This window comes from Providencia sp. PROV175 (genome assembly GCF_032707045.1).
In the GTDB taxonomy this organism is placed as follows: Bacteria; Pseudomonadota; Gammaproteobacteria; order Enterobacterales; family Enterobacteriaceae; genus Providencia; species Providencia hangzhouensis.
This window is the reverse complement of sequence record NZ_CP120533.1, coordinates 3858763-3882892: the sequence shown is the minus strand read 5'-3', so window position 1 is coordinate 3882892 and position 24130 is coordinate 3858763. Positions and strand designations below refer to the sequence as shown.

The window sequence follows — 24130 nt, the reverse complement described above, 5'->3', positions numbered from 1 at the left end:
TTACAGGGAACATCATGTCTCTATTTCCTCAGTTTAAAATAAATAAAATATTATTTTCGATTGCTTTGGCATTTTCCTTTTCTGGAATGTCTAATGCAGTGGAATTTAATATGAATATTATTGATGCTAAGGATAGAGATAATATTGACTTAAGTCAGTTTTCTAACCCAGACTTTATTCCTGCAGGTGAATACCTAACGGATATTACATTAAATGGTCGAAAATTATCAGGGCAATATTTAATTAAATTTATTGAAGAGAGTAAAGATACCTCAACACTCTGTGTTACACCAGAGATGGTAAATATTTTTGCATTAAAAAAGAAAGTTAAGGAAGAACTTCTGCAAAATAATAATGGCCAGTGTATTGAGCTATCTAAAAATTTAGATATTAATTATCGCTTTGACAAAGCCAACCAGAATATCTTATTTTCTATTCCTCAAGCTTGGTTAGAATATGATGACCCGTACTGGGTTCCACCTTCCCAATGGGAAAATGGAATTATGGGTGCATTTCTTGATTATAACCTGTTTGCCAACTATTCCGCTCCTAAAAATAATAGTGAAACAATCAGTGGTAGTAGTAACGGTACCGCTGGCGTTAACTTAGGGGCTTGGCGTTTCCGCGCTGATTATCAATATCAATATAATCGCTCCCAAGGTAAAACGAATGAACGGTTTGATTGGACTCAGTTATATGCCTTTCGTGCTTTGCCTCAAATGGGTGCAAAAGTTTTACTTGGTGAGTCTTATTTGAAGACTGACTTATTTGATAGTTTTCGCTTTATAGGGGCATCTATTTTTAGTGATAATCGAATGCTTCCACCGTCACTACGTGGTTACGCGCCTCAAGTGACGGGTATCGCTAAAACGAATGCAATGGTGATTATTTCACAGAATGGGCGTGTGATTAAACAAGTTAAAGTTGCTCCAGGGCCATTTAATATTCAAGATATTACTGAAGCGGTGCAAGGCACTTTAGATGTCACCATTGAGGAAGAGGACGGTTCAAAAACCACTTATCAAGTGACGGCGGCATCGCTGCCATTTTTAACTCGTCAGGGCCAACTGCTTTATAAATTTACTATGGGTAAATCTGACCCATTTGGCCACTCGCAGAAAGTTGACCCTAAGTTTATTGTAGGGGAAGCTTCCTATGGTTTATTTGGTGACACATCCATCTTTGGCGGGTTAATTGCTACGGTAGATAATAACAATTACCAAGCGATAAACTTAGGAATAGGGCAAAACATGAATATGTTTGGCGCTATTTCCTTTGATATTACTCGCACTCATGCAAATGTAGATAATTTTGGCTCTTATTCGGGTAACAGCTACCGTTTAAATTATTCTAAACGTTTTGAATCTACCAATTCGCAGGTCACATTTGCAGGTTATAAGTTTTCTGAAAAAGAATTCTTAACTATGCCTCAATATATTGATGCAGCGAATGGTGTGCTTGATTTTAGACGTGACAAAAACGTGTATACCGCGTCTTTTAACCAATATATCAGCCCGTTGGACTTAACTGTCTATTTTAATGCTTCTCACCATCAATTTTGGAATAGTGAATCTACAACAAACTTTGGTATGAGTTTTAGTAAGCTATTTAGTATAGGGCAAATTAAAAACATTTCCGGCACCTTATCACTTAATAAAATTAAATATGAAGAGACGGATGATAATCAAATTTACCTTTCTTTCTCCGTGCCACTTGAAAATGGTGCGTCAGTCAGTTACGACGCTCAATATGCAGATAATGACCATAGCTTTGGCCAATCGGTAGGTTATTACAGCCCGAACGAGAATAATAACTACTGGAGTATGCGTGTTGGTGGTGACCAGCACAAGCTTGGACGTGCTGAGCCAAATATCAGCGGTAGTTATCAATATTCATCGCCTTATGGCGTATTGAATGTTAATGCGACAGAGAATGTGAACTCATATCGTGCTTTTGGCGGTAGTTGGTATGGCTCCATGACAGCAACGAAATATGGCGCAGCTATGCACCGTAACGGGACTAACAACGAACCTCGAGTGATGATTGATAGTGACAATGTCGCTGGGATTTCTATTAATAATGGTGAATCTGTCACGAACCGATTTGGGATTGGTGTTGCGACAAGCTTAAATAGTTTTTCTAATTCAGATGTTTACATTGATATGAATACACTGCCTGACGATGTGGATGTCAATGACAACATTATTGGTAAAACATTAACTGAGGGTTCAATTGGTTTTCAGAGAATAAAAGCGAACCAAGGAAAACGTATTTTAGCAGTTATCCGTTTGAATAATGGGAATTATCCACCGCTTGGTACCAGTGTGACTGAATTAAGTACAGGAAGAGAAGTCGGAATTATTGCAGATAGTGGTGTTGCTTATTTAACGGGTGTGGCTCCAGAAGAAAGCTACATAGTGAAATGGGCTGCTGGCGCAAACCAATGTAGTTTGAATTTACCTAATATTGCCGAAAAAAATCAGGGTAAAGTCCTGATCCCTTGCCAATAAAGGAATGATGTATGAGTAAAAAGTATGTAGTAGCTTTAGGATTTTCATTAGTTTTTGTCGGCATGCAAGTTGCGTCTGCTGCGATTAATATTGACCGTACACGGATCATTTTTCCAGGCAAAGATAAATCAATCAGTTTGGTTATTAATAACCAAAGCAAAACAATGCCCTACTTAGCTCAATCTTGGATGGAAGATGAAAAAGGGAATAAGGTTTCTGAACCTTTTACCGTTTTACCTCCAATGCAACGCGTTGAGCCGAATGCTAAAAACCAAATTAAAATTATTAAAACAGAGGGAATAGATGCTCTTCCACAAGATAGAGAATCTCTGTTCTATTTAAATGTGCGTGAAATTCCACCGGTGACAGATAAAGAAAATGTCGTACAGATTGCGATTCAAAGCCGTCTCAAAATGTTTTATCGACCACCTCAAATCGAAAATAACAGCGATAAAGTATGGGCTAAAGAGCTGAAATATACGCACACAGGTGGGCAATTACTTATTGAAAATCCAACTAAATATTATGTGACATTGGGTTATCTCAGTAATAATAACCAGAAAAATTTTCCTGGTTTTGAAAGTGTGATGATTGCCCCGCTTTCTAAGGAAAGTGTTCCCGTACCAGCAAGCAGTTTTAATCAGTTATATACCGGTTATATGGATGATTACGGTGGCATGAAAATGTTGACTTACCAATGCGCTGCGTCGACCTGCCAGCTGTCAAAAGAGAGCCAATAGGATTTTAGATATGAGAAATTGCTACTTTTCAATATGTCTTTTTATGCTATCTCTATGTGGAAGCCAAGCTTATGCAGATAGTAGCATGATGAGAGGTGATCTTAATTTTACGGGAAATGTGGTGGCATTGCCTTGTAAGATTTCATTTTACTCGATAGATCAAAATATTGAATTAGGACCAATATCTCTGAATTACTTTAATGAAATTGGAGACAGAAGCCCTAAGCATGAAATCAAACTAAAGTTTGATGATTGTATTTTTCCAAAACGCAATCGCGATGATAGGGTTCCGGTTGTTCGGATCATGTTTATTTCAGAACCAACTGAAAGTACAGACCGTAATTTATTTGGTGGTAAAACCATTCTAAATGGTTATGGGATTCGATTAATGGATAAAGATGGCAATATTGTCCCCAATGGTGAATACCGTAGTTATCCAATCTATTTTGATGATAACCAGCAAATTACGATTTATTCCATGCTAGAGAGTTATCTACCAAGAAATGAATTAACAGTGGGTAATATTAAAACGCAAATTACCTTAAATATTACTTACATATAAGGTGTATAAATCATGATACACAAGTTTATTCAAAAATATGGTTTTTATATTTTATTTCTATTCGTTTTTATTAGCCCAAAAACCTTTGCATTAGATTGTGTGGAAAAGGGGACTGGAGTCGTCGAAAAACCCGCAGTTCCTGTAGGTCAATTGGCCATTCCTGCTGATACAACGGCAGGTTCTATTATTTGGCAATCCGACCCTTTAACAGTAACCGTTTATTGTGACAATGTACTTGGTAATGCTGTTGACGTTGTTCATATGTATTTTAATCCGAAATCTCAAAAACTTGGGACAGGGTTATTACTAGGCGCGAATTACCAAGGCCAACAATTGGAACAAAATGAGCAGCGTGTCAACTTAGGGACTCCACCTATTCGCCGCGGAGAGAATGTCACGGTAACAGTGACTTTTACACTATATATCAAAGTGACGGGTATTGTTCCTCCTTCAGGTAACTACACAGGGGATAACCAATTTACGGTTTTCCAGTTTGATGGAAGTGGTGGGATAAACCATACCAATGGTGCAAAAAACTTGAAGTATTCTATTACTGGGTTACGAGGTATTCGCTTTCTCAAGTGTGGGGCTGATATTAAAGTTTACCCAGAGTCACAGCAAATTGACTATGGTCAGTTAATGATCACTGAGCTTAATCAAGGAAAAGAGTTTAAAAAAGATTTTCAGATACAAGCGGTGAAGCGGGGCTGCTTAGATAATTTTTCCATGAATATTAACTTCGAAACTACAGACCCGTTAAATGGAGAGTATGCCATTGATCTAAAAAACGGGACTAATTTAATTATTTCGGATGATAAAGCGGAAAAAATAAAATTTAATTACTTCCAGTTTTTCGGAACACTCCCCTTAGGGAGTACATCGATTACACGTGACTACAGTGCGACGGTTAAAAAGGTGGGAGCGGTAAAAACAGGACCATTTAGCGCCTCAACGATTGTCCGTATTAACTATTATTAACATTAATCCGAAGAGATGACTAAAAATACATGATGAAAATCAATAGATTGATTTTCGGCTGATAACGCAAAGCGGGAAAAATCACACTGTTATCCCACGTTGTCAACAACCAAAGAGCAGGCCAAAAGCCTGCTCTTTGCTATGTTACATCGTTATGCAGTGATATAGGCTAACGAAAGTTAGCGCATTCCATTGCGCTAGAGTGGCAAATCTTATTTAACGCATTTACGGCAAGTCTCATTTTGGACTTGTTCAAAGAAGTTATTGCCTTTGTCATCAACGAGAATAAATGCAGGCAGCCCCTCAACTTCCATTTTCCAAATCGCTTCCATTCCTAATTCTGGATACTCAAGGCAATTTAAACTTTTCACATATTCTTGAGCGAGAATCGCAGCTGAGCCACCGATACTACCTAAATAAAACCCTCCGTGTTTTTTACATGCATCAGTTACCGCTTGAGTTCGGTTGCCTTTCGCCAACATTAGCATGCTACCTCCGTGGGATTGGAACAGGTCAACATAAGGGTCCATGCGGTTACCTGTTGTCGGACCTAAAGAGCCGGAAACCATATCTTCTGGTTTTTTGGCTGGCCCTGCGTAATACACCATGTGGTCTTTAAAATATTGAGGCAATTCTTCGCCGTTATCTAAACGTTCTTTAAGCTTAGTATGCGCAATATCTCGAGCAATAATCAGAGGCCCGCTGAGAGAAACACGTGTTGATACCGGGTGTTTACTCAGCTCAGCCAAAATATCTTTCATTGGGCGGTTGAGGTCGATATGTACCACTTTTCCTTCAGCTTGGTTACGCATAGATTCAGGAATGTATTGGGCTGGGTTATGTTCCATTTTTTCAAGCCATAAACCGCTTTTGGTAATTTTAGCTTTAATATTACGGTCGGCAGAGCAAGAAATGGCTAAACCGATTGGGCAAGAGGCACCATGACGAGGTAAACGAATAACTCGTACATCGTGAGCAAAATATTTACCACCAAATTGTGCGCCAAAACCAAGATGACGAGAAGCTTCTAATAACTCATTTTCTAGTTCAATATCACGGAAAGCACGGCCGTACTCATTACCTGTGGTTGGCAGGTTGTCGTAGTATTTTGCGGAGGCGAGTTTAGCTGTTTTCAGTGTTGTTTCCGCTGAAGTACCGCCGATAACGAAGGCAATATGGTAAGGCGGGCAAGCTGTTGTTCCTAAGTTACGCATTTTTTCAATTAAGAAATTTTTTAACTTGGCTGGGGTTAAGGTGGCTTTTGTTTCTTGGTAAAGTGCTGATTTATTTGCTGAACCGCCGCCTTTGTTAACAAATAGGAAGTGATATTCATCACCTGTGGTCGCAAAAATGTCAAACTGTGCTGGCAGGTTTGTGCCAGTATTGACTTCATTAAACATATCTAGCGGTGCATTTTGAGAAAAGCGCAGGTTTTCGTGTTGGAAGACATTATAAATCCCTCGAGAGAGGTACTCTTCGTCATTGCAGTCTGTCCAAACTTGTTGGCCTTTTTTCCCAACAACCGCAACCGTTCCTGTATCTTGGCAGTTTGGCAAAATACCTTTTGCAGAAATTTCAGCATTGCGAAGTAATTGTAACGCCACGTATTTGTCGTTTTCGCTGGCTTCTGGGTCTTGTAAGATAGCGGCGACTTGTTTCTGGTGCGCAGCTCTTAAAAAAAACTGGGATTCATAAATTGCGTGTTCTGCAAGGAGAGTTAATGCCTCAGGTTCTATCTTTAAAATTTGCTTACCAGCAAATTGTTCTACAGAAACATATTTATCAGAGACTTGGAAATACTCAGTTTTATCCTCAGATAATGGATAAGGTTCTTGGTAAAAAAACTCTTTATTAGCCATTTTGCTCACTCACATATTAATTTCAGTGGAATTTCCAAAGGTAATCACCCGAAGGCTTATGTTTATTCTTTAATTGATTTAACTCGAAAGATACAAAGTAAAATTTATGGGTGTAATAATGAAACAAAAATCACAAAATAAGTCACTAAAAGTTACAGTTTAGATTGAAATTATATCAATTTGATTATTATATTCAAAGAGATGCAAAGAATAATATGATATTGGTTAAATTTATTGAGATAAAAAATAAGGATTAATGAAAATTAGATTTAAATCACATAATAATATTATCAACTGCGACTTTAATTATTTGTTATAGATGTTACCAGTTATTGCCTTTGTTCTATATATAATCACGATATATATCTACTGGATATAACTACCATCAAAACTCGACGAGTTAGTTATGGTAAAGGCTTATTGTATTTTTATCTCGCATGAAGTTTTAAAATTTATATCATTAAATATATGAATTAAAAAATTAAAAATAATAAAAACTATTAATTCCATAATTATTATTATTTTTATTGTGAATTGTTTTAACTCTATGAATTTCATTGAATTTGACTTAAGTTTTATCTTCGAATGTATCATGTAAATCTATAGATATGGACAGACTGATTCTATATATCGCTATGTCGCTTATTTTTCTCAAAAATCTGTTTTATTTATTGAGAATTCATAATGAAAGGCAAACGAAGTTGTGAAAATGGCTTTCAATTTGCAAAAACAGTGTTTATCATGCATGCCTTATGAAGTTTAAATGGCGCTACTGGTTTTGGGCTTTGCTGGGGAAATTATTTACTTATGTTACTTAAGTTGACAGAGTAAACCTCCGACAAGCTTATACAGTCTTTAACGGTGGCGATTCTATCTGCATTATTCCTAGGGATAGAGTGTATAATAAATGACTGAGACAACCTCTCTGACACCACTCATTGAATTAAAATCTTTAAGTAAAGGTTTTGATGGCAAACAAATTATTTCTGAGCTTGACTTAACCATTCAGAACGGTGAGTTTTTGACCATTCTGGGGCCTTCTGGTTGCGGTAAAACGACTGTTTTACGTCTTATTGCAGGGCTAGAAGATGCCGATGGCGGTCAAATTATTCTTGATGGTCAAGATATTACGGATATTCCAGCGGAAAACCGTTTTGTAAATACCGTCTTTCAAAGCTACGCTTTATTTCCTCATATGACAGTCTTCGATAACGTGGCATTTGGCCTGCGCATGCAAAAAACGCCTGCGGCTGAAATCCAAAAACGTGTCGACCAAGCCTTGCGTATGGTGCAACTAGAAGATTTTGCTGAGCGTAGACCCAACCAACTGTCTGGTGGTCAACAACAACGCGTGGCGATAGCCCGTGCGGTAGTGAATCGCCCGAAAGTCCTACTACTGGATGAATCATTATCTGCGCTTGATTATAAACTGCGCAAACAAATGCAAAATGAGCTAAAAGCGCTTCAACGAAAACTGGGGATCACGTTTATTTTTGTGACCCACGACCAAGAAGAAGCCTTGGCCATGTCTGACCGTATCATTGTGATGCGTGAAGGGAAAATTGAGCAAGACGGTACTCCTCGCGAAATCTATGAGGAACCGAAAAATCTGTTTGTAGCTCAATTTATTGGTGAAATTAATATTTTTGATGCGAAAGTATTGTATCGCATTGATGATAAACGTATTCGAGCCAATGTTGAAGGGCATGAATGTGATATTTTCACTGAGCTCTCTGTCAAAGAAGGGCAACACGTCAGTGTGTTATTACGTCCTGAAGACTTGCGCGTTGAAGAAGTGAATGATGCAGATAACCATCCGGGGCTGATTGGCTACGTTCGTGAGCGTAACTATAAAGGCATGACGTTAGACTCAGTGGTTGAAATGGAAGATGGCAAAATTGTCATGGTTAGCGAATTCTTTAATGAAGATGACCCCGATGTCGACCACTCCCTTAACCAAAAAGTTGCTGTGACTTGGGTTGAAAGTTGGGAGGTAGTTCTGGATGATCATTCGTAAACATAAAATTTTGCAGAACGTTATTATCACTGGGGTGGTCGCCTGGCTGCTGCTATTCGTCTTCTTGCCTAATATCATGATTATTGGTACTAGCTTTTTGACGCGTAGCGACACCAACTTAGTCGACTTAGTTTTTACGTGGGATAACTACGTTCGCTTGTCTGACCCGATGTATGCAGAGGTCATGCTGCACTCGCTCAATATGGCGGTGATCGCAACCTTTTTCTGTTTAGTTATTGGCTATCCATTTGCCTTTATATTGGCAAAGCTACCTAAACGGGTGCAACCTTTGATGTTGTTTCTGTTAATTGTGCCATTTTGGACCAATTCATTGATTCGTATCTATGGGTTAAAAGTTTTTCTCAGTACCAAAGGGTACTTAAATGACTTTTTACTGTGGGTTGGTGTTATCGATAAACCGTTGAAAATTATGTATACACCTGAAGCCGTCATACTAGGCCTCATTTATATATTGTTGCCGTTTATGGTGATGCCGCTGTATTCAAGTATTGAAAAGCTGGATAAGTCATATATAGAAGCTGCAAGAGATCTCGGTGCGAATAAATTTCAACGGTTTGTGAAAATTATCATTCCTTTAACGATGCCAGGTATTATTGCAGGCTGTTTGCTGGTTTTATTACCAGCAATGGGGCTGTTCTACGTCGCGGATTTAATGGGTGGTGCGAAAAATCTACTGATCGGTAACGTAATTAAGAGCCAGTTCTTAAATATTCGTGATTGGCCATTCGGGGCAGCAACCAGCATTTTCCTCACGGTGATGATGGGGTTATTGCTGTATGTGTATTACCGAGCAGCTAAGCTTCTGAATAAAAAGGCATATGAAGAATGATCGGACGTACTCTGCGTGGTGGTTTTATGGCCATCATCTACGCTTATCTTTATATTCCAATCATCATTTTGATTGTTAATTCCTTTAATGAGTCGCGCTTTGGTATTCAGTGGCAAGGGTTTTCAACTAAATGGTATGAATTACTAGCTAATAACGATAGCTTATTAGAAGCTGCGGGGCATTCATTAACCATGGCGGTTTTGTCAGCGACTTTCGCGACAGCCATTGGCACATTAACCGCCGTTGCATTATTTCGCTATCGCTTTAGAGGAAAACCTTTTGTTGGTGGCATGTTATTTGTGGTCATGATGTCACCTGATATCGTCATGGCGATTTCGTTATTGGTTCTATTTATGATCCTTGGGGTTTCGCTAGGTTTTTGGTCATTGCTTTTTTCCCATATTACATTCTGTCTGCCCTTTGTAGTGGTGACGGTGTATGCAAGGTTAAAGGACTTTGATGTGAAGATGCTCGAAGCTGCACGTGACCTCGGTGCGGGTGAGTTTACCATCTTAAGGAAAATCATTTTGCCATTAGCGCTACCTGCGGTTGTGGCAGGGTGGCTACTGAGTTTTACATTGTCGATGGACGATGTGGTGGTTTCGTCATTTGTTACGGGGCCAAGTTATGAGATTTTACCATTGAAAATATATTCAATGGTAAAAGTCGGGGTCTCCCCAGAAGTAAACGCATTGGCGACAGTATTGTTGATTATGTCTTTACTGCTCGTTTGTTTAAGCCAATGGGTGATGCGGGATAAATACTCGAAAAAAGCGAAATCATAAATGAGTGATGGTGTTGGTTTTTTCTATAACAGCGCTTTTTTGATGCCATATGGCGAGAGGGTGGGCTTTATTTAGCCTATAAGATATATACCCTAAATAATTCAAGTGGTTACTTGATGCATTAAGGGATAAAAACACTTTGTTGAGGGAAACTCAGTAATGAAAAAATGGTCCTATCTACTGGCAGCAGGGTTAATGGTTGCAAGTATTGGCACGGCAACTGCCGCTGACGATAACAAAGACGTACTGTATTTCTATAACTGGACAGAATATGTTCCCCCCGGTTTATTAGAGCAATTTACCAAAGAAACGGGCATCAAGGTGATTTACTCCACCTATGAATCAAACGAAAGCATGTATACCAAGTTAAAGACCTATAAAGAAGGGGCTTATGACTTGGTGGTGCCTTCTACTTATTTTATTGCCAAAATGAGTAAAGAAGGGATGCTACAAAAGATTGATCACAGCAAATTAACCAATTTTAAAAATCTTGACCCAAACTTAATCCATAAAGAATTTGACCCGAATAATGATTATTCAGTGCCTTATATTTGGGGTGCGACAGGGATAGGTATTAATGGTGAAGCTGTTGACCCACAGTCTGTCACCTCGTGGGCGGATTTTTGGAAACCTGAGTATAAAAATAGCTTGCTGATGATGGATGATGCACGGGAAGTTTTCCAAGTTGCGCTCACTAAATTAGGTTATTCAGGTAATACGACTGATCCGAAACAAATTGAAGAGGCGTATAAAGAGTTGCAAAAATTACGCCCAAATATTTTAGCCTTCAACTCTGACAACCCAGCAACACCATTTATTGAAGGTGAGGTTGATGTGGGAATGTTGTGGAATGGTTCTGCATTCGTCGCGCGGCAAGCTGGCTTACCGATTGAAGTGGTGTGGCCAAAAGAAGGTGGGATTTTCTGGATGGATAGCTTAGCTATTCCTGCTAACGCCAAAAATGTGGAAGGGGCCCATAAGTTAATTAATTTCTTATTGCGTCCAGAAATTGCAGCTCAAGTGGCTGAATCTATTGGTTACCCAACACCAAATTTAGAAGCTAAAAAATTATTACCTGCTGAAATTGCTAATGACCCATCACTTTACCCAAGTGAAGAAGTTCTGCAAAAAGGCGAATGGCAAAGTGATGTGGGGAATACCAATATTATTTATGAAGAATATTTCCAAAAGCTAAAAGCAGGACGTTAATTATTGTTTTAGTCGCAAGCTAAATAGGGTTCGAAGATAATAAAAAGGCATCACGATTGTGATGCCTCAGACTACTGACAAACATATTATGTTTGGCGGTAAGTCGAATAGGTTTTGAAAATAAATTAGGAAAATCAATTTATTGATTTTCGGCTGATAACACAAAGTGGGAAAAACCACGCTTTTATCCCGCTTTGTCAACAACCTCAGGCATCACGATTGTGATGCCTTTTTTTAATAGCTAACGTTTGGCATTATGACCAACAAACTTCACAAAGGTATCTGCCCACGGTTGTAGGAAATCTTTACTTTTGGGTGAAATATTACCTTGTTCATCAACCATTCCCTCATACCACTTCAAATAGCACTCTGGTTGGTTCATTGTCGGCATATTCAAAAATGCCAAGCTATTACGCAAATGTTGTTGTGCAATAGCCGTACTAATATTGCCAATAGATACTCCTAGCACTCCTGCAGGGATGCCATCCCATGAATTATCTCCCCATGGGCGAGAGCCTTGGTCAATCGCATTTTTCAATACGCCAGGCATTGAACGGTTATATTCTGGGGTGGCGAAAATAATGCCATCACAGGCTTTAATTTGAGATTTGAAATTAGCCACAACAGGAGGCACATTTTGGTCTGCATCTTGGTTATAGAGAGGGAGTTCACCAATATTGATAAATTTAAACGTGAAATTTGTGGGGAATAATTTAGTCATGGCTTTAGCGACAACTAAATTATATGAATCAGCGCGCAAACTACCCACAATGACACCAATATTGTATTGATTTGACATGATAAAACCTCTTTCACGGGGAGTTAGTTAGGAATACTGCAAACCGCTATTTATTGAATAGAGCATTGTTTCACTCTCACTATTAAACATCATAATCTGAGGATGTGCAAAACTAAGTGAAATTAAAATAGATAACTAAACATCAAAAATATTTGATATTTTTAAATTAATTATGGGGTTACAACTTATCATAATTCGATATTGTGAGTCCTCTTCCACTATTTAGATTTACCCATGAACAAATCAGGGTTACTTGATTTTAGTCAAAATGAAACATACCGACTGGTCGGTATCATTCATTGCATGAATAAATCTGCTCAGCATAGAAAAAAAGATCCCATTAAGCTTCAAGTGGAGTTACTGAAAGCTGCTCGTATTATTGCTGGCAGAGAAGGGATCTCTTCACTCTCACTTAATGCAGTGGCAAGGGAAGCGGGTGTTAGCAAAGGCGGGTTAATGCACCACTTCCCAACGAAGCAAGAGCTTATTCATGCACTGTTTGTGCAATTGCTGGGGATTATGGATGAGAGAATACATACCATTATGGATAATGATCCAAATCCCTATGGGCGTTTTTCTCGTGCTTATTTGCACTATATTGGTGAGTTAAAAGAATCTGATGAAAGTTTTCAGCTCGCGTTATTGTCTTTGGCTATGCCAACTGAGCCAGTGTTACGTCAGTGCTGGCGAGATTGGGTAACCAACCATTTGGAAAAGGGGGATGAGTTCGATAACAGTTATTTAGGCGCGTTAGTGCGTTATGCGGCTGATGGGTTGTGGCTTTCGTCATTGACTGAGGGAGAAACGTTATCACAGCAAGAACGTGATGCGATTGTTAGTCGGCTAACGGCAATATCATTTGAAAAAATTCCATAAGTAAAAACAGTACATAAGTAAAAATAGTAATAATAACGGTAGTGCAATTTTATTCATAAAATAAGCACATGAGGCGACAGTGAAATATAAAATCAATGCTTTCATTCTATATGATGCAGTTGATGGCACTTTATCTTTAAAAGAAGATGAGGTGGATACACAGCTGTCGATAACTGCCAATGCATTATTATTTTATTTTATTCAACACAGAGGCGTTGTTTCCCGAGATGAGGTATTAAAAGCGGTATGGGATGATAATGGATTAGTTTCATCGAACAGTAATTTAAGAGACTGTAATTTAAATTGTGTATTTGCCTACTTTTGATATGTTAACTCCAACTAAAAAGTAGGCAGATTATGGACGAGAAAAAACTTAAAGCACTTGCGGCTGAGTTCGCAAAAGGAATTAAAACCGAAGCTGATCTCAATCAGTTCACTCGGATGCTCACTAAACTCACCGTTGAAACCGCGTTAAATGCGGAGCTAACTGAGCATTTAGGACATGAGAAAAATGCGCCTAAATCAGGCTCTAACTCACGAAATGGCTACTCATCTAAAACACTGTTAACCGATGATGGTGAATTTGAGTTAAACACACCACGCGACCGTGAAGGCAGCTTTGAGCCCCAGCTAATCAAGAAAAATCAAACACGTATCACTCAAATGGATAGTCAAATCCTCTCTCTTTACGCCAAGGGCATGACAACCCGTGAAATCGTAGCCACATTCAAAGAAATGTACGATGCGGATGTCTCACCCACATTGATTTCAAAAGTCACTGATGCGGTTAAAGAGCAAGTTCAGGAGTGGCAAAATCGGCCCTTAGAATCACTCTATCCTATTGTTTACCTTGATTGTATTGTCGTTAAGGTGCGTCACGATGGCAGCGTCATCAATAAATCGGTTTTTCTTGCTTTAGCCATCAACACCGAAGGACATAAAGAACTCTTAGGGATGTGGATGGCTGAAAATGAGGGCGCTAAATTTTGGTTATCGGTTTTAACGGAGCTGAAAAATCGAGGTGTTCAAGATATCCTGATTGCGTGTGTTGATGGCTTAAAAGGCTTTCCAGACGCCATCAATAGTGTATATCCGCAAACTCAAATCCAGTTATGTATCATACACATGGTACGAAATAGCCTGAAATATGTGTCATGGAAGGATTACAAGGCAGTCACCGCTGGGCTAAAAACGGTGTATCGTGCCGCCACAGAGGCCTCCGCCCTGATAGCACTTGAAAAGTTCGCCCTTATTTGGGATGAAAAATACCCACAAATCAGTAAAAGTTGGTATGCGCATTGGGAGAATTTAAATACGTTTTTTGCTTACCCCGATGATATCCGCAAAGCGATTTACACGACAAATGCGATTGAATCACTCAATAGTGTTATTCGTCATGCCATTAAGAAGCGAAAAGTATTCCCAACTGATGATTCGGTCAGAAAAGTGGTTTATCTCGCCATCGAATCAGCCTCTAAAAAATGGAGTATGCCAATTCAAAACTGGAAACAGGCGATGAGTCGTTTTATTATTGAGTTTGGTGACCGCCTAGACGGTCACATTTAATGAAAGGCAAATACACAGAATTATTTACAGGGTCTAATTTAAACCAATACCTAAGTATATTAAGAAAAGCATTTCGTCCATATGGTATTGAAAATATTATTGTGACGGTGGCGAGGGGGCGATTAGAGTTTAATTCAGATGTTTCACTTGAATTAATTGATGATATTAAAATTCCTCCCTCTGAGTTAATCCCTAGCTTAAGTGAAATAGAAGAGGCTAAGGTTGTTTTATCTCCAATTCCCAAACCTATCTCTGGGCCTGTAGACCTCAAAAAAATAGAATCAACATTGACGCCAGAAAAAAAAGAAATCTGTTGGTATCTCGCTAGCGGTGTCTTTTTACTGTGTTCCGTTTTACTCGCGGTCATGGCTTATTTATCAAATCAACCATCAGTGCCGATTAATATGACCGTGCTTGAGCATACTCATTGTGATGTATTGTCGAATGAAAAAATGATCAATAACACTGTCGCACTAAACTATGTACAAAATTTTGATAAGGTTAGGAATAACTTAAATCTAGAGTGTGTTGAGAAAGAACGGTTTGTTTTTTTCTATGGGGACAAATTACAGACTAACGGACTAGGTCGAGTATTTCTTGCACATTGTGCAGTCAATGAAGATAACCCATTTAGCTATTGCGATAACTACTTTTACTATTCTTGGAAACCATCATGAAGATATCAGGAAAAGTATTATGCTTACTGAGTTTTTTGTTATTTATTGTTGTGGCGATTTATACCCAGTCAGTCTTATTTTCCAATAAACAAGATGGTTTAATGGTGTGCTCTACTAAAGGCATCATGCGCTTTGAAAATATGAAAGACGAAAACGTTAACGGCAATATTCACTTCAATTTTGGCGCGAATGGAAAGGGCTCAATTGTGGTGGAGGGCTATACCGATTCTAAAGCGGGCTGGTTGTATTTACAGCGCTATGTGAAATTCAACTATACGACAAAACGGATATCACCGACGGAGCGTCATTATAGTATTAGTCAGTGGGAGGCGAGCGCTTCTTCTATTGATGAATCGCCAAATGTGATATTTGATTATTTTATGAGAGAAATGTCAGATAGCCATGATGGGCTATTTCTTAATGCGCAAAAGCTCAATGACAAAGCTTTATTACTCAGTTCAATTAACTCTCCACTTTATATCTGCACGTTAAAGCCTGGCAGCATATTTGATTAATTAAGTTCTCATTAAATAAATAAGCTTAGCGGTGAAGCCGTTCACTTCATCGTTAACTGACGATCCCACTTCCCTTTATTTCCTATTTTGTCGTATTCCCTGATGTGGTATTCACAAGCTGCAATATCCTCAATTTAGCTATAAATTGACATCATGACAGGTAGACTATCTCTTGGTTAGAACCTAACTCGCGGATATCTGATGTAGGCAAAGCTTATAACCAAGTGAGCAGACCCACAGTTATCATTTCACAAATTACCCCCCTTTATCAGCTCAATAATATTTTATTAACAATCTACCTAGCTAACGCTAAATCTTTATTTAGCCCATTTTTATCTGCAACACAGATACGTGAATTTTTAATTTTTTCAGTATGAATATGTAAATAACTTAATTAATCACTCTAATTTTCAGATTAAAAAACTAAATATTATAGTTTTGTGGATTTATATTTTGTTTTTATTTTTCGGTTCTATAGTGAGTTTGAAGCCAAAGGCTGCGTTCAATAGATCACCGCGCAGACACCATTGGCGTAAATGATTACCCAGATATTTCAAGGGACATGTACTCGGACACATTAGCTTGGAATATCGAAGGTAAAGAAAAATAAAGAAGGCTTCTCGGAGGAAACAACAATGGGTGATGCATTAGGTCTTATTGAAACAAAAGGTCTGGTGGCTTGTATCGAAGCGGCTGATGCGATGTGCAAAGCGGCGAATGTAGAGCTAATTGGTTACGAAAATGTCGGTTCAGGCCTCGTTACTGCAATGGTTAAAGGCGATGTCGGAGCAGTCAAGGCAGCCGTCGATTCAGGTGTTGAATCAGCGCAGCGTGTTGGTGAAGTTGTGACTTCACTAGTCATTGCTCGTCCACACAACGATATCAATAAAATCGTTATTAAGCATAAGGCATAACTTTTTCCGGAGGAAAAAAACATGGGTGACGCATTAGGTCTTATTGAAACTCAAGGGTTAGTGGCTTGTATTGAAGCTGCAGATTCGATGTGTAAAGCCGCAAATGTTGTGCTGATTGGTTATGAAAATGTTGGGTCAGGTTTAGTTACCGCCATGGTCAAAGGCGATGTAGGTGCGGTGAAAGCTGCCGTGGATTCAGGTGTTGAATCCGCCTCTCGTATTGGCACCGTCGTGACATCACTGGTTATCGCTCGTCCTCATAGTGATATTCAGAAAATCGTCGCCCAGTATAAAGTCACGGAATAAAACAGGAAATTACTTATGAAAGAAGCACTTGGTCTAATTGAAACCAAAGGTTTAGTGGCTTGTATTGAAGCTGCTGATGCCATGTGTAAAGCCGCAAATGTTGAGTTAATCGGTTATGAAAATGTTGGCTCAGGCCTGGTAACAGCGATGGTTAAAGGCGATGTCGGTGCCGTTAACGCAGCGGTTGAGTCAGGTGTTGAGGCTGCAAAACGTATCGGAACAGTGGTGACTTCACGTGTGATTGCAAGACCACACAACGATATTGGCAAAATTGCACAGCAACACAAAGCCTAAGTAATTGGCTGATAAAGCCAATCACACGACAAGTTAATGAATTAATTTTGGCTCCGATACGGGGGAAGACATGGTTGCATTAGATAAAGATCTGCAATCCAGACAACTAGCAAGAGAGCTGGTTAGAAACGCGAAACAAGCACAGAAAGAATTTGCGACATTTTCGCAGGAAAAAATCGATAATATCGTTAAACACATTGCAATTGAGTCCGCACTTCATGCAGAAGAGCTGGCAAAAATGGCCAATGAAGAGACTGGGTTCGGTAAGTGGCAAGATAAAGTCCTGAAAAACACTTTTGCTTCAATGCGTGTTTATGAACACATTAAAGATCTCAAAACCGTTGGCATCATTAATGATGACAAAGTCAACAAAGTCATGGATGTGGGGGTTCCTCTTGGTGTGATCACGGCGTTAGTTCCTTCTACTAATCCAACATCTACCATCATCTACAAAACGTTGATTGCCTTGAAGGCGGGTAATGCCATTGTCTTTTCCCCTCATCCAAATGCCAAAGCTTGCAGTTTCCGCACATTAGAAATTGTCAAAAAAGCCGCATTAGAAGCAGGGGCACCAGCGGGTATTGTGGATGGCGTCACGATGTTGACTCTTGAAGCAACGAAAGAGCTGATGCACAGCAAAGACGTTTCTTTAATTTTGGCAACGGGAGGTGAAGGCATGGTACGCGCAGCTTACGCATCCGGTACACCAACCATTAGTGGCGGTCCAGGTAATGGCCCTGCATTTATTGAACGTAGCGCCAATATCAAACAAGCGGTGAGTGACATCATCACCAGTAAAACTTTTGATAACGGTGTCATTTGCGCTTCAGAACAATCCATCATTGTAGAACGTTGCATTTACAACGAAGTTCATCGTGAACTGCTCGCTCAAGGCGCTTACTTCATGAATGAAGATGAAGCGAAACGCATGGCATCCATGTTGCTTAGAACGAACGGTACTATCAACCCTGAAGTCGTTGGTAAAGATGCTATCACACTGAGTCAACGTGCAGGCTTCACTGTTCCGGCTAACACACGTGTGTTGATTGCTTTACAAGACACCGTATCACCGAAAAACCCATACTCCCGCGAAAAATTATGCCCAATTTTAGGGATGTATATCGAGGAAGATTGGCAGTCAGCTTGCCATCGTGTGGTTGACTTACTGACCAACGAAGGCCTCGGTCATACCTTGGTGATCCATACGCAGAACGAAGATGTTATTCGTCAATTCTCTCTGGAAAAACCCGTCAATCGTATTTTGATCAATACACCAGCGGCACTGGGCGGAATTGGTGCAACGACCAATATCACACCTGCTTTAACGCTCGGTTGTGGGGCAGTTGGTGGCGGTTCTAGTTCAGATAACGTCGGCCCGATGAACTTGCTGAACATCCGTAAAGTCGGTTATGGCGTACGTTCCATTGATGATTTAAGACAGCCAGCTCAGCCTTGTGCACCTGCACAGCCAACAGCATCAACTTCGGTAAATCAACCGCAAGTGAGTATTTTTGATGACAACCGTTTCCGTAACCCTGTTACGGCAGCATCACCAGCCGCGGCTAACCCAACTGGCGATAACCGATTTGGCAGCACTGTAACAACGGCTGCGACTGCTGAGGCGGTGGTTTCTCAAGGTGACATCACTGAAGAAAATGTTGAGCAAATCATCAAGGCTGTTCTCGGACGCCTAAATAAGTAACTCATTGGAATAAGGCGGTATAAACCATGATCCTCGCAAAGGTGGTCGGACATGTTGTTGCAACGCAGAAATGCCAAGAACTTAGCGGCAGTAACTTATTAATGGTTACCAAGCTAGGGGATGACCTTGAACCGTTGAAAAACAAAACGTATGTGGCAGTCGACAGTGTTGGCGCAGGTATTAACGACATTGTGTTAGCTGAAGCTTACTTCGCTTTGAATAAAGACAATTACAAAGCCATGTCAGTGGTTGCCATTGTTGAGAAGGTTTATACCAAGGAGTAAAAACAGCATGAACCAGTTTTTGATTAAACCTAAAGTCCAATTCGGTGCTAACGCATTGGATTTTATCTCACAAATGAGTGCTCACCATGCCTTTATCGTCACTGACAAAGCGATGGTGAAGTTTGGCTTAGCTGATGAAGTCACTCGCAGGCTAACCCAAAGTGGCATCACATTTTCGATTTACGACGATGTTGTGCCGGACCCAGACATTTCAGCCATTGTTAACGGCATGAAAATCATGGATATGCAATATCCAGATGTGGTGATTGCACTCGGTGGTGGGTCGGTGATTGATGCTGCGAAAGCTGTTATTTACTCCCTCTGGCACACCAGAAAAAACGTCAATCGAGTCAAACCGCAGTTTATCGCGATCCCAACCACCAGTGGGACGGGTTCAGAGGTGACTTCATTTTCAGTCATCAAGTCACAGTCTGAAAAGTTGGTTTTAGTTGACGAATTCATGCTGCCAGATGTCGCCATTTTAGACCCTGTACTGGTGAAATCCGTACCAGCTTCGATTACTGCAGATACAGGTATGGACGTGCTGTGTCATGCACTGGAAGCGTATGTTTCTCGCACCGCATCTGATTTTTCGGATGCCTTAGCAGAAAAAGCAGTGCAATTGGTTTTTGGTCACTTAATTGATTGTTATCGCGACGGTAGCAACTTAGTGGCACGCGAAAAAATGCACAACGCTTCATGTATTGCCGGTATGGCCTTTACTAACGCATCACTTGGGATAACTCACAGCTTAGCCCATGCATTAGGCGGCGTATTTCATATTCCACATGGTCGTGCCAATGCCTTATTGATGGCTCAAGTCGTGGCTTTCAATGCGGATTTTGAAGGCCGCTGTGATAGCGAAGCCGCGAAACGTTACGCGAGTCTTGCAAGAAACTTGAATTTACCTGCTTCAACAATACGTGAAGGCGTTGAGAGCTTAATTATGGCAATCAACGTATTGAAAGATGAAATGAATATGCCAAAAGGCATTCAAGCAACCGGTATTAATGAATTCGATTTTAACGCCCGTTTAGGGGAAATGGTTGGGCAAGCACTGCGCGATAGTTGCACTCCGACCAATCCACGGGATGTGAGCAAGGTGCAACTGGAAGTGCTGTATAGACAGTCTTTTTAACAGTTAACGCTTTTATGTGATGAACAACAAACTAGAAAGAACATCAGGATAGGCTAACATGAATAAATATGCTTTGACCCCACGCGTAAAAATGCTGGCTGAACGCTTAAGTGCCCGCAATAGCTCAATTATTACTGAACGTGCCAATATTTTAGAAGCGCTTGGCAACCAACTGTCTGGCGCACCGCAGGCGATTAAACCTGCACAACGTTTTTATGAATTTATCCGTCATTTTCCTGCATTTATTGCCCAAGATGAGTTGATTATTGGTAGCCAATCATCAACGCCTCGTGGGGCGATTTTCCATACTGAAAATGAAATCAACAGCCACAGCATTTATACGTTTTTAGCTGGCGATAGCGCCATTGATGCACCCGATTACTTAGCGGTATTAAACATCGGTTTTTTAGCTATCAAAGCGCAATTAGAAAATAAAGTTAGAAATATCGGCAGTGCAGTTAGCCGTAATAGTATTGATGAGGCGAATAACTGCCGCTCGGCAATTTACGCATGTGATGCCGCTCTCCATTTTGCGCAAGCTTTAGCTTCTAAAGCAGAGAGCATGGCAGCAGCAGAGACTAATCAATACCGTCGCGCAGAGTTACAAGAAAGCGCAGCAATTTTACGTAATGTGCCAGCAAAACCAGCACAAACATTCAAAGAAGCTTGCCAAGCGTTCTATTTACTGCAACTTATCCTGCATTTAGAAAATGGCAGTTATGCAGTTAACCCAATGGGGTTCGATAAAGCAGTTTACCCATTCTACCAACGCGATATTGAACAAGGCCGCTTAACCCAAGCACAAGCTTATGAGATTGTAGAAAGTTTATGGTTGAAACTGGCTGAGCTCTCTGAAGTTCGCTCAACCAAGCAAGTCGATGGCTACCCAATGTTCGATGCATTAAAAGACGGCATTTATCTGAATGACCCTCGTGTATGCATTAACGAATTATCAGCTATGATGTTATCTGCTCATGAAAACATCAGTGCCATCAATAACGGCTTAAAAGTTCGTTTATATTGCGGAAAAAACAGCATTCAGCCGCAATACGCCGCGCCAAATGCCAGCTATGTTGCTCCAACGGCACAAACGGAAACTGAATTCAACGTGATGGAAGGGTTAACGCCTCGCTTACAACGCTTGCGTAACCGCTACTTAGAAGCACGCCCAAGTGTGTCTATCTATCGCGCACTCGCCTTCACTGACGTCGTTAAAAATAACCCAGGTTTACCGCCAATTCTATTGCGTGCGAAAGCATTCCGCCGCGCTTGTGAAACTGCGCCAATCTTAATTCAGCCGGAAGAACTGATTGTCGGCCATCCATGTGGTAAAGCCCGTGCGGGTGCTTTCTCTCCAGATATCGCATGGCGCTGGGTGGTCGAAGAACTCGATACCATGAGTACGCGCCCACAAGATCCATTTGTTATCTCAGAAGAAGACAAAAAAGTGATCCGTGAGGAAATCGCGCCATTCTGGGAAGGGCGCTCATTGGATGAAATTTGTGAGGCTCAATACCGCGAAGCGGGGGTATGGGAATTCAGCGGTGAAACGTTTGTCAGTGACTTGTCTTATCACCAAATCAACGGTGGTGGAGATACTTGTCCGGGTTATGACGTGCTGTTATTCACCAAAGGAATGAATGGCATTAAAGCAGATGCTCAGGCGAAACTGGCTGAGTTAAGTATGGAAAACCCAGAAGATATTGACCGTATTTATTTCTATAAAGCGTCAATTGAAACCTGTGAAGGGGTAGTGGCGTATTCACACCGTATTGCTGCGCATGCTCGTGAATTAGCCGTGCTGGAGTCAGACCAAAAACGTCGCGAAGAATTGCTGACTATCGCACAAGTCAACGAAAACGTGCCAGCGAACCCACCGGCGACGTTGCAAGAAGCATTACAAAGCATTTGGACTGTTGAGTCACTGTTTGAAATCGAAGAAAACCAAACAGGTCTTTCTTTAGGACGTCTCGACCAATATTGCTTCCCAATGTATGAAAATGACATCAAAACAGGCCGTTTAACTCAAGACCAAGCATTAGAAATGATGCAGGCGTTTATCATCAAGTGTGCTGAGTTAATGTGGATGTCGAGTGAGCTGGGTGCGAAATATTTTGCCGGTTATCAGCCATTTATCAACTTAACGGTGGGTGGACAAAAACGTTCTGGTGGTGATGCTTGTAACGATTTGACTTACTTAATTATGGACGCGGTTCGCTTCGTCAAAGTGTATCAGCCATCACTGGCTTGTCGTATTCATAACCAATCACCACAGAAATACATGGAAAAAATCGTTGATGTCGTGAAAGCCGGAATGGGCTTCCCTGCCTGTCACTTCGACGATTCCCACATCAAAATGATGTTGCGTAAAGGCTTTGACTTTGAAGATGCGCGTGATTACTGCTTGATGGGCTGTGTTGAGCCACAAAAATCAGGTCGTATTTATCAATGGACCTCAACAGGTTACACCCAATGGCCAATCGCGATTGAGTTTGTATTAAACCGTGGTCGCATGGTGCTATTCGATAGCTACCAAGGCTTAGATACCGGTGATTTACGTGACCTGAAAACATTCGAAGACTTTGATAATGCAGTGAAAGCGCAGATTGCTCATATTATTCGCTTATCCGCTATCGGTACCGTTATCAGCCAGCGAGTTCACCGTGATGTGGCACCAAAACCCTTAATGTCTTTGCTAGTGGAAGGCTGTATGGAAAAAGGGAAAGACGTTGCAGCGGGTGGGGCGATGATCAACCACGGCCCAGGGCTGATTTTCTCTGGTCTTGCAACCTATGTTGACTCCATTGTCGCGATTCGCAAATTGGTTTATGAAGATGGCCGCTACACCCTTGAGCAAATTCGTGATGGATTATTAGCTAACTTTGAAGGCTATGACGAATTACGCCGTGACTGCTTAAATGCGCCTAAATTTGGTAACGATGATGACTATGTTGACCAATACGCACTCGATATTACGGAGTGGACAGAGCGTGAGTGTCGTAAGTACGACATGTTGTATTCAACACTGAGTCACGGAACTTTATCCATCTCCAACAACACGCCGATTGGTGAGTTAACCGCAGCAAGTGCCAACGGTCGCTTGGCGTGGATGCCGTTATCCGATGGTATCAGCCCAACACAAGGTGCGGATAAACAAGGCCCAACCGCCATCATTAAATCAATCAGTAAAATGAATGTTGAAACGATGAACATTGGTATGGTGCATAACTTTAAGTTCTTAAAAGGCTTATTGGACACACCAGAAGGCCGCCACGGCTTAATCACCTTGCTAAGAACCGCGTCTATCTTAGGAAACGGTCAAATGCAGTTCAGCTATGTCGATAACGAAATGCTGAAAAAAGCCCAGCAAGAGCCTGAAAAATACCGTGATTTAATCGTTCGTGTCGCGGGGTACAGCGCCTACTTCGTTGAACTCTGTAAAGAAGTTCAAGATGAAATTATTAGCCGTACTGTAATTGAGAAGTTCTAAACCCATGTAGGCAGGTATGAATTTATACCTGCCATTTTATAACAACAATAATAAATTCT

The 24130-nt window shown here is 40.6% G+C and carries 21 protein-coding genes and 1 pseudogene; 20 read left to right on the top strand and 2 right to left on the bottom strand.

The genetic code is table 11. The annotated features are described in order from the left end of the window. Positions 1-14 precede the first annotated feature (14 nt). The 4 genes from P3L44_RS17710 to P3L44_RS17695 all read left to right on the top strand — a co-directional run bounded on the left by P3L44_RS17710 (position 15) and on the right by P3L44_RS17695 (position 4790). On the top strand, positions 15-2510 hold the full coding sequence (locus tag P3L44_RS17710) for a fimbria/pilus outer membrane usher protein (RefSeq protein ID WP_272662834.1): 2496 nt from the start codon (positions 15-17) through the stop codon (positions 2508-2510). 11 nt (positions 2511-2521) lie between these two features. Then, a complete protein-coding gene (locus P3L44_RS17705) occupies positions 2522-3250 on the top strand; it encodes a molecular chaperone (protein WP_004259120.1) in 729 nt (242 codons plus the stop codon). Positions 3251-3335: 85 nt separating this feature from the next. Then, on the top strand, positions 3336-3812 hold the full coding sequence (locus tag P3L44_RS17700) for a fimbrial protein (protein WP_226617002.1): 477 nt from the start codon (positions 3336-3338) through the stop codon (positions 3810-3812). 12 nt (positions 3813-3824) lie between these two features. Continuing rightward, positions 3825-4790 carry a fimbrial protein gene (locus tag P3L44_RS17695; RefSeq protein ID WP_004259112.1) on the top strand — a complete coding sequence of 322 codons (966 nt, stop codon included), beginning with the start codon at positions 3825-3827 and terminating at the stop codon, positions 4788-4790. A 212-nt stretch (positions 4791-5002) separates the two neighbouring features. Here the strand turns inward: P3L44_RS17695 and P3L44_RS17690 are convergent, their stop codons facing one another. Next, positions 5003-6649 carry a fumarate hydratase gene (locus P3L44_RS17690; protein ID WP_272662835.1) on the bottom strand — a complete coding sequence of 549 codons (1647 nt, stop codon included), beginning with the start codon at positions 6647-6649 and terminating at the stop codon, positions 5003-5005. Positions 6650-7556: 907 nt separating this feature from the next. On the opposite strand from P3L44_RS17690, the gene potA reads away from it, so the two are divergent. From potA to potD, 4 genes are all read left to right on the top strand, one after another. After that, positions 7557-8666 carry a spermidine/putrescine ABC transporter ATP-binding protein PotA gene (gene potA / locus P3L44_RS17685; RefSeq protein WP_004259102.1) on the top strand — a complete coding sequence of 370 codons (1110 nt, stop codon included), beginning with the start codon at positions 7557-7559 and terminating at the stop codon, positions 8664-8666. Continuing rightward, positions 8653-9516: a spermidine/putrescine ABC transporter permease PotB gene (gene potB / locus P3L44_RS17680; protein WP_004259100.1), complete on the top strand. Its 864-nt coding sequence runs from the start codon at positions 8653-8655 to the stop codon at positions 9514-9516. Before potA ends, potB begins: the two co-directional genes overlap by 14 nt. Then, entirely contained in the window at positions 9513-10301 is a 789-nt protein-coding gene (gene potC / locus P3L44_RS17675) for a spermidine/putrescine ABC transporter permease PotC (protein ID WP_004259098.1), read from the top strand. The genes potB and potC overlap by 4 nt, the downstream gene beginning before the upstream one ends. Before the next feature lie 159 nt (positions 10302-10460). Beyond that, complete coding sequence (gene potD, locus P3L44_RS17670) at positions 10461-11510, top strand: spermidine/putrescine ABC transporter substrate-binding protein PotD (RefSeq protein ID WP_140171718.1); 1050 nt, start codon at positions 10461-10463, stop codon at positions 11508-11510. Between the two features lie 241 nt (positions 11511-11751). Here the strand turns inward: potD and P3L44_RS17665 are convergent, their stop codons facing one another. Beyond that, positions 11752-12309 (bottom strand): NADPH-dependent FMN reductase, encoded by a 558-nt coding sequence (locus P3L44_RS17665; protein WP_136135365.1) that lies wholly within the window; start codon positions 12307-12309, stop codon positions 11752-11754. A 303-nt stretch (positions 12310-12612) separates the two neighbouring features. Between P3L44_RS17665 and P3L44_RS17660 the strand changes: the two genes are divergently transcribed. From P3L44_RS17660 to cutC, 12 genes and pseudogenes are all read left to right on the top strand, one after another. After that, on the top strand, positions 12613-13185 hold the full coding sequence (locus P3L44_RS17660) for a TetR/AcrR family transcriptional regulator (RefSeq protein ID WP_140171881.1): 573 nt from the start codon (positions 12613-12615) through the stop codon (positions 13183-13185). A 79-nt stretch (positions 13186-13264) separates the two neighbouring features. Continuing rightward, positions 13265-13471 (top strand): annotated as a pseudogene (locus P3L44_RS17655) (winged helix-turn-helix domain-containing protein); the annotation flags it as partial. A gap of 71 nt (positions 13472-13542) precedes the next feature. Beyond that, complete coding sequence (locus P3L44_RS17650; protein ID WP_193834265.1) at positions 13543-14751, top strand: IS256 family transposase; 1209 nt, start codon at positions 13543-13545, stop codon at positions 14749-14751. Next, positions 14751-15428, top strand: coding sequence for a winged helix family transcriptional regulator (locus tag P3L44_RS17645; protein WP_316928251.1), 678 nt, complete (start codon positions 14751-14753; stop codon positions 15426-15428). The genes P3L44_RS17650 and P3L44_RS17645 overlap by 1 nt, the downstream gene beginning before the upstream one ends. Next, positions 15425-15943 (top strand): FidL-like protein, encoded by a 519-nt coding sequence (locus P3L44_RS17640; protein ID WP_272662814.1) that lies wholly within the window; start codon positions 15425-15427, stop codon positions 15941-15943. The genes P3L44_RS17645 and P3L44_RS17640 overlap by 4 nt, the downstream gene beginning before the upstream one ends. A gap of 635 nt (positions 15944-16578) precedes the next feature. Next, a complete protein-coding gene (locus P3L44_RS17635) occupies positions 16579-16857 on the top strand; it encodes a BMC domain-containing protein (RefSeq protein WP_004249182.1) in 279 nt (92 codons plus the stop codon). Between the two features lie 21 nt (positions 16858-16878). Further along, entirely contained in the window at positions 16879-17163 is a 285-nt protein-coding gene (locus P3L44_RS17630) for a BMC domain-containing protein (RefSeq protein WP_004259066.1), read from the top strand. Positions 17164-17178: 15 nt separating this feature from the next. Next, a complete protein-coding gene (locus P3L44_RS17625; protein ID WP_004259063.1) occupies positions 17179-17457 on the top strand; it encodes a BMC domain-containing protein in 279 nt (92 codons plus the stop codon). A 70-nt stretch (positions 17458-17527) separates the two neighbouring features. After that, positions 17528-19159: an acetaldehyde dehydrogenase (acetylating) gene (locus tag P3L44_RS17620; protein WP_272662813.1), complete on the top strand. Its 1632-nt coding sequence runs from the start codon at positions 17528-17530 to the stop codon at positions 19157-19159. Between the two features lie 26 nt (positions 19160-19185). Continuing rightward, positions 19186-19443, top strand: a complete 258-nt coding sequence (locus tag P3L44_RS17615) for a EutN/CcmL family microcompartment protein (RefSeq protein ID WP_004259057.1) — start codon at positions 19186-19188, stop codon at positions 19441-19443. Positions 19444-19450: 7 nt separating this feature from the next. After that, entirely contained in the window at positions 19451-20581 is a 1131-nt protein-coding gene (locus P3L44_RS17610) for a 1-propanol dehydrogenase PduQ (protein ID WP_004259053.1), read from the top strand. A 58-nt stretch (positions 20582-20639) separates the two neighbouring features. Then, positions 20640-24071, top strand: coding sequence for a choline trimethylamine-lyase (gene cutC, locus P3L44_RS17605; RefSeq protein ID WP_140171715.1), 3432 nt, complete (start codon positions 20640-20642; stop codon positions 24069-24071). Positions 24072-24130 lie beyond the last annotated feature (59 nt).

Excerpts from the sequence above, each read along its gene's own strand:
- P3L44_RS17660 (WP_140171881.1), top strand. The coding sequence starts at position 12,613 with ATGAATAAATCTGCTCAGCATAGAAAAAAAGATCCCATTAAGCTTCAA.
- P3L44_RS17690 (WP_272662835.1), bottom strand. The coding sequence starts at position 6,649 with ATGGCTAATAAAGAGTTTTTTTACCAAGAACCTTATCCATTATCTGAG.
- potC (WP_004259098.1), top strand. The coding sequence starts at position 9,513 with ATGATCGGACGTACTCTGCGTGGTGGTTTTATGGCCATCATCTACGCT.
- potA (WP_004259102.1), top strand. The coding sequence starts at position 7,557 with ATGACTGAGACAACCTCTCTGACACCACTCATTGAATTAAAATCTTTA.
- P3L44_RS17705 (WP_004259120.1), top strand. The coding sequence starts at position 2,522 with ATGAGTAAAAAGTATGTAGTAGCTTTAGGATTTTCATTAGTTTTTGTC.
- P3L44_RS17630 (WP_004259066.1), top strand. The coding sequence starts at position 16,879 with ATGGGTGACGCATTAGGTCTTATTGAAACTCAAGGGTTAGTGGCTTGT.
- P3L44_RS17610 (WP_004259053.1), top strand. The coding sequence starts at position 19,451 with ATGAACCAGTTTTTGATTAAACCTAAAGTCCAATTCGGTGCTAACGCA.
- P3L44_RS17645 (WP_316928251.1), top strand. The coding sequence starts at position 14,751 with ATGAAAGGCAAATACACAGAATTATTTACAGGGTCTAATTTAAACCAA.
- P3L44_RS17625 (WP_004259063.1), top strand. The coding sequence starts at position 17,179 with ATGAAAGAAGCACTTGGTCTAATTGAAACCAAAGGTTTAGTGGCTTGT.
- potD (WP_140171718.1), top strand. The coding sequence starts at position 10,461 with ATGAAAAAATGGTCCTATCTACTGGCAGCAGGGTTAATGGTTGCAAGT.
- P3L44_RS17650 (WP_193834265.1), top strand. The coding sequence starts at position 13,543 with ATGGACGAGAAAAAACTTAAAGCACTTGCGGCTGAGTTCGCAAAAGGA.
- P3L44_RS17620 (WP_272662813.1), top strand. The coding sequence starts at position 17,528 with ATGGTTGCATTAGATAAAGATCTGCAATCCAGACAACTAGCAAGAGAG.
- cutC (WP_140171715.1), top strand. The coding sequence starts at position 20,640 with ATGAATAAATATGCTTTGACCCCACGCGTAAAAATGCTGGCTGAACGC.
- P3L44_RS17695 (WP_004259112.1), top strand. The coding sequence starts at position 3,825 with ATGATACACAAGTTTATTCAAAAATATGGTTTTTATATTTTATTTCTA.
- P3L44_RS17640 (WP_272662814.1), top strand. The coding sequence starts at position 15,425 with ATGAAGATATCAGGAAAAGTATTATGCTTACTGAGTTTTTTGTTATTT.
- P3L44_RS17615 (WP_004259057.1), top strand. The coding sequence starts at position 19,186 with ATGATCCTCGCAAAGGTGGTCGGACATGTTGTTGCAACGCAGAAATGC.
- potB (WP_004259100.1), top strand. The coding sequence starts at position 8,653 with ATGATCATTCGTAAACATAAAATTTTGCAGAACGTTATTATCACTGGG.
- P3L44_RS17635 (WP_004249182.1), top strand. The coding sequence starts at position 16,579 with ATGGGTGATGCATTAGGTCTTATTGAAACAAAAGGTCTGGTGGCTTGT.
- P3L44_RS17700 (WP_226617002.1), top strand. The coding sequence starts at position 3,336 with ATGATGAGAGGTGATCTTAATTTTACGGGAAATGTGGTGGCATTGCCT.
- P3L44_RS17710 (WP_272662834.1), top strand. The coding sequence starts at position 15 with ATGTCTCTATTTCCTCAGTTTAAAATAAATAAAATATTATTTTCGATT.
- P3L44_RS17665 (WP_136135365.1), bottom strand. The coding sequence starts at position 12,309 with ATGTCAAATCAATACAATATTGGTGTCATTGTGGGTAGTTTGCGCGCT.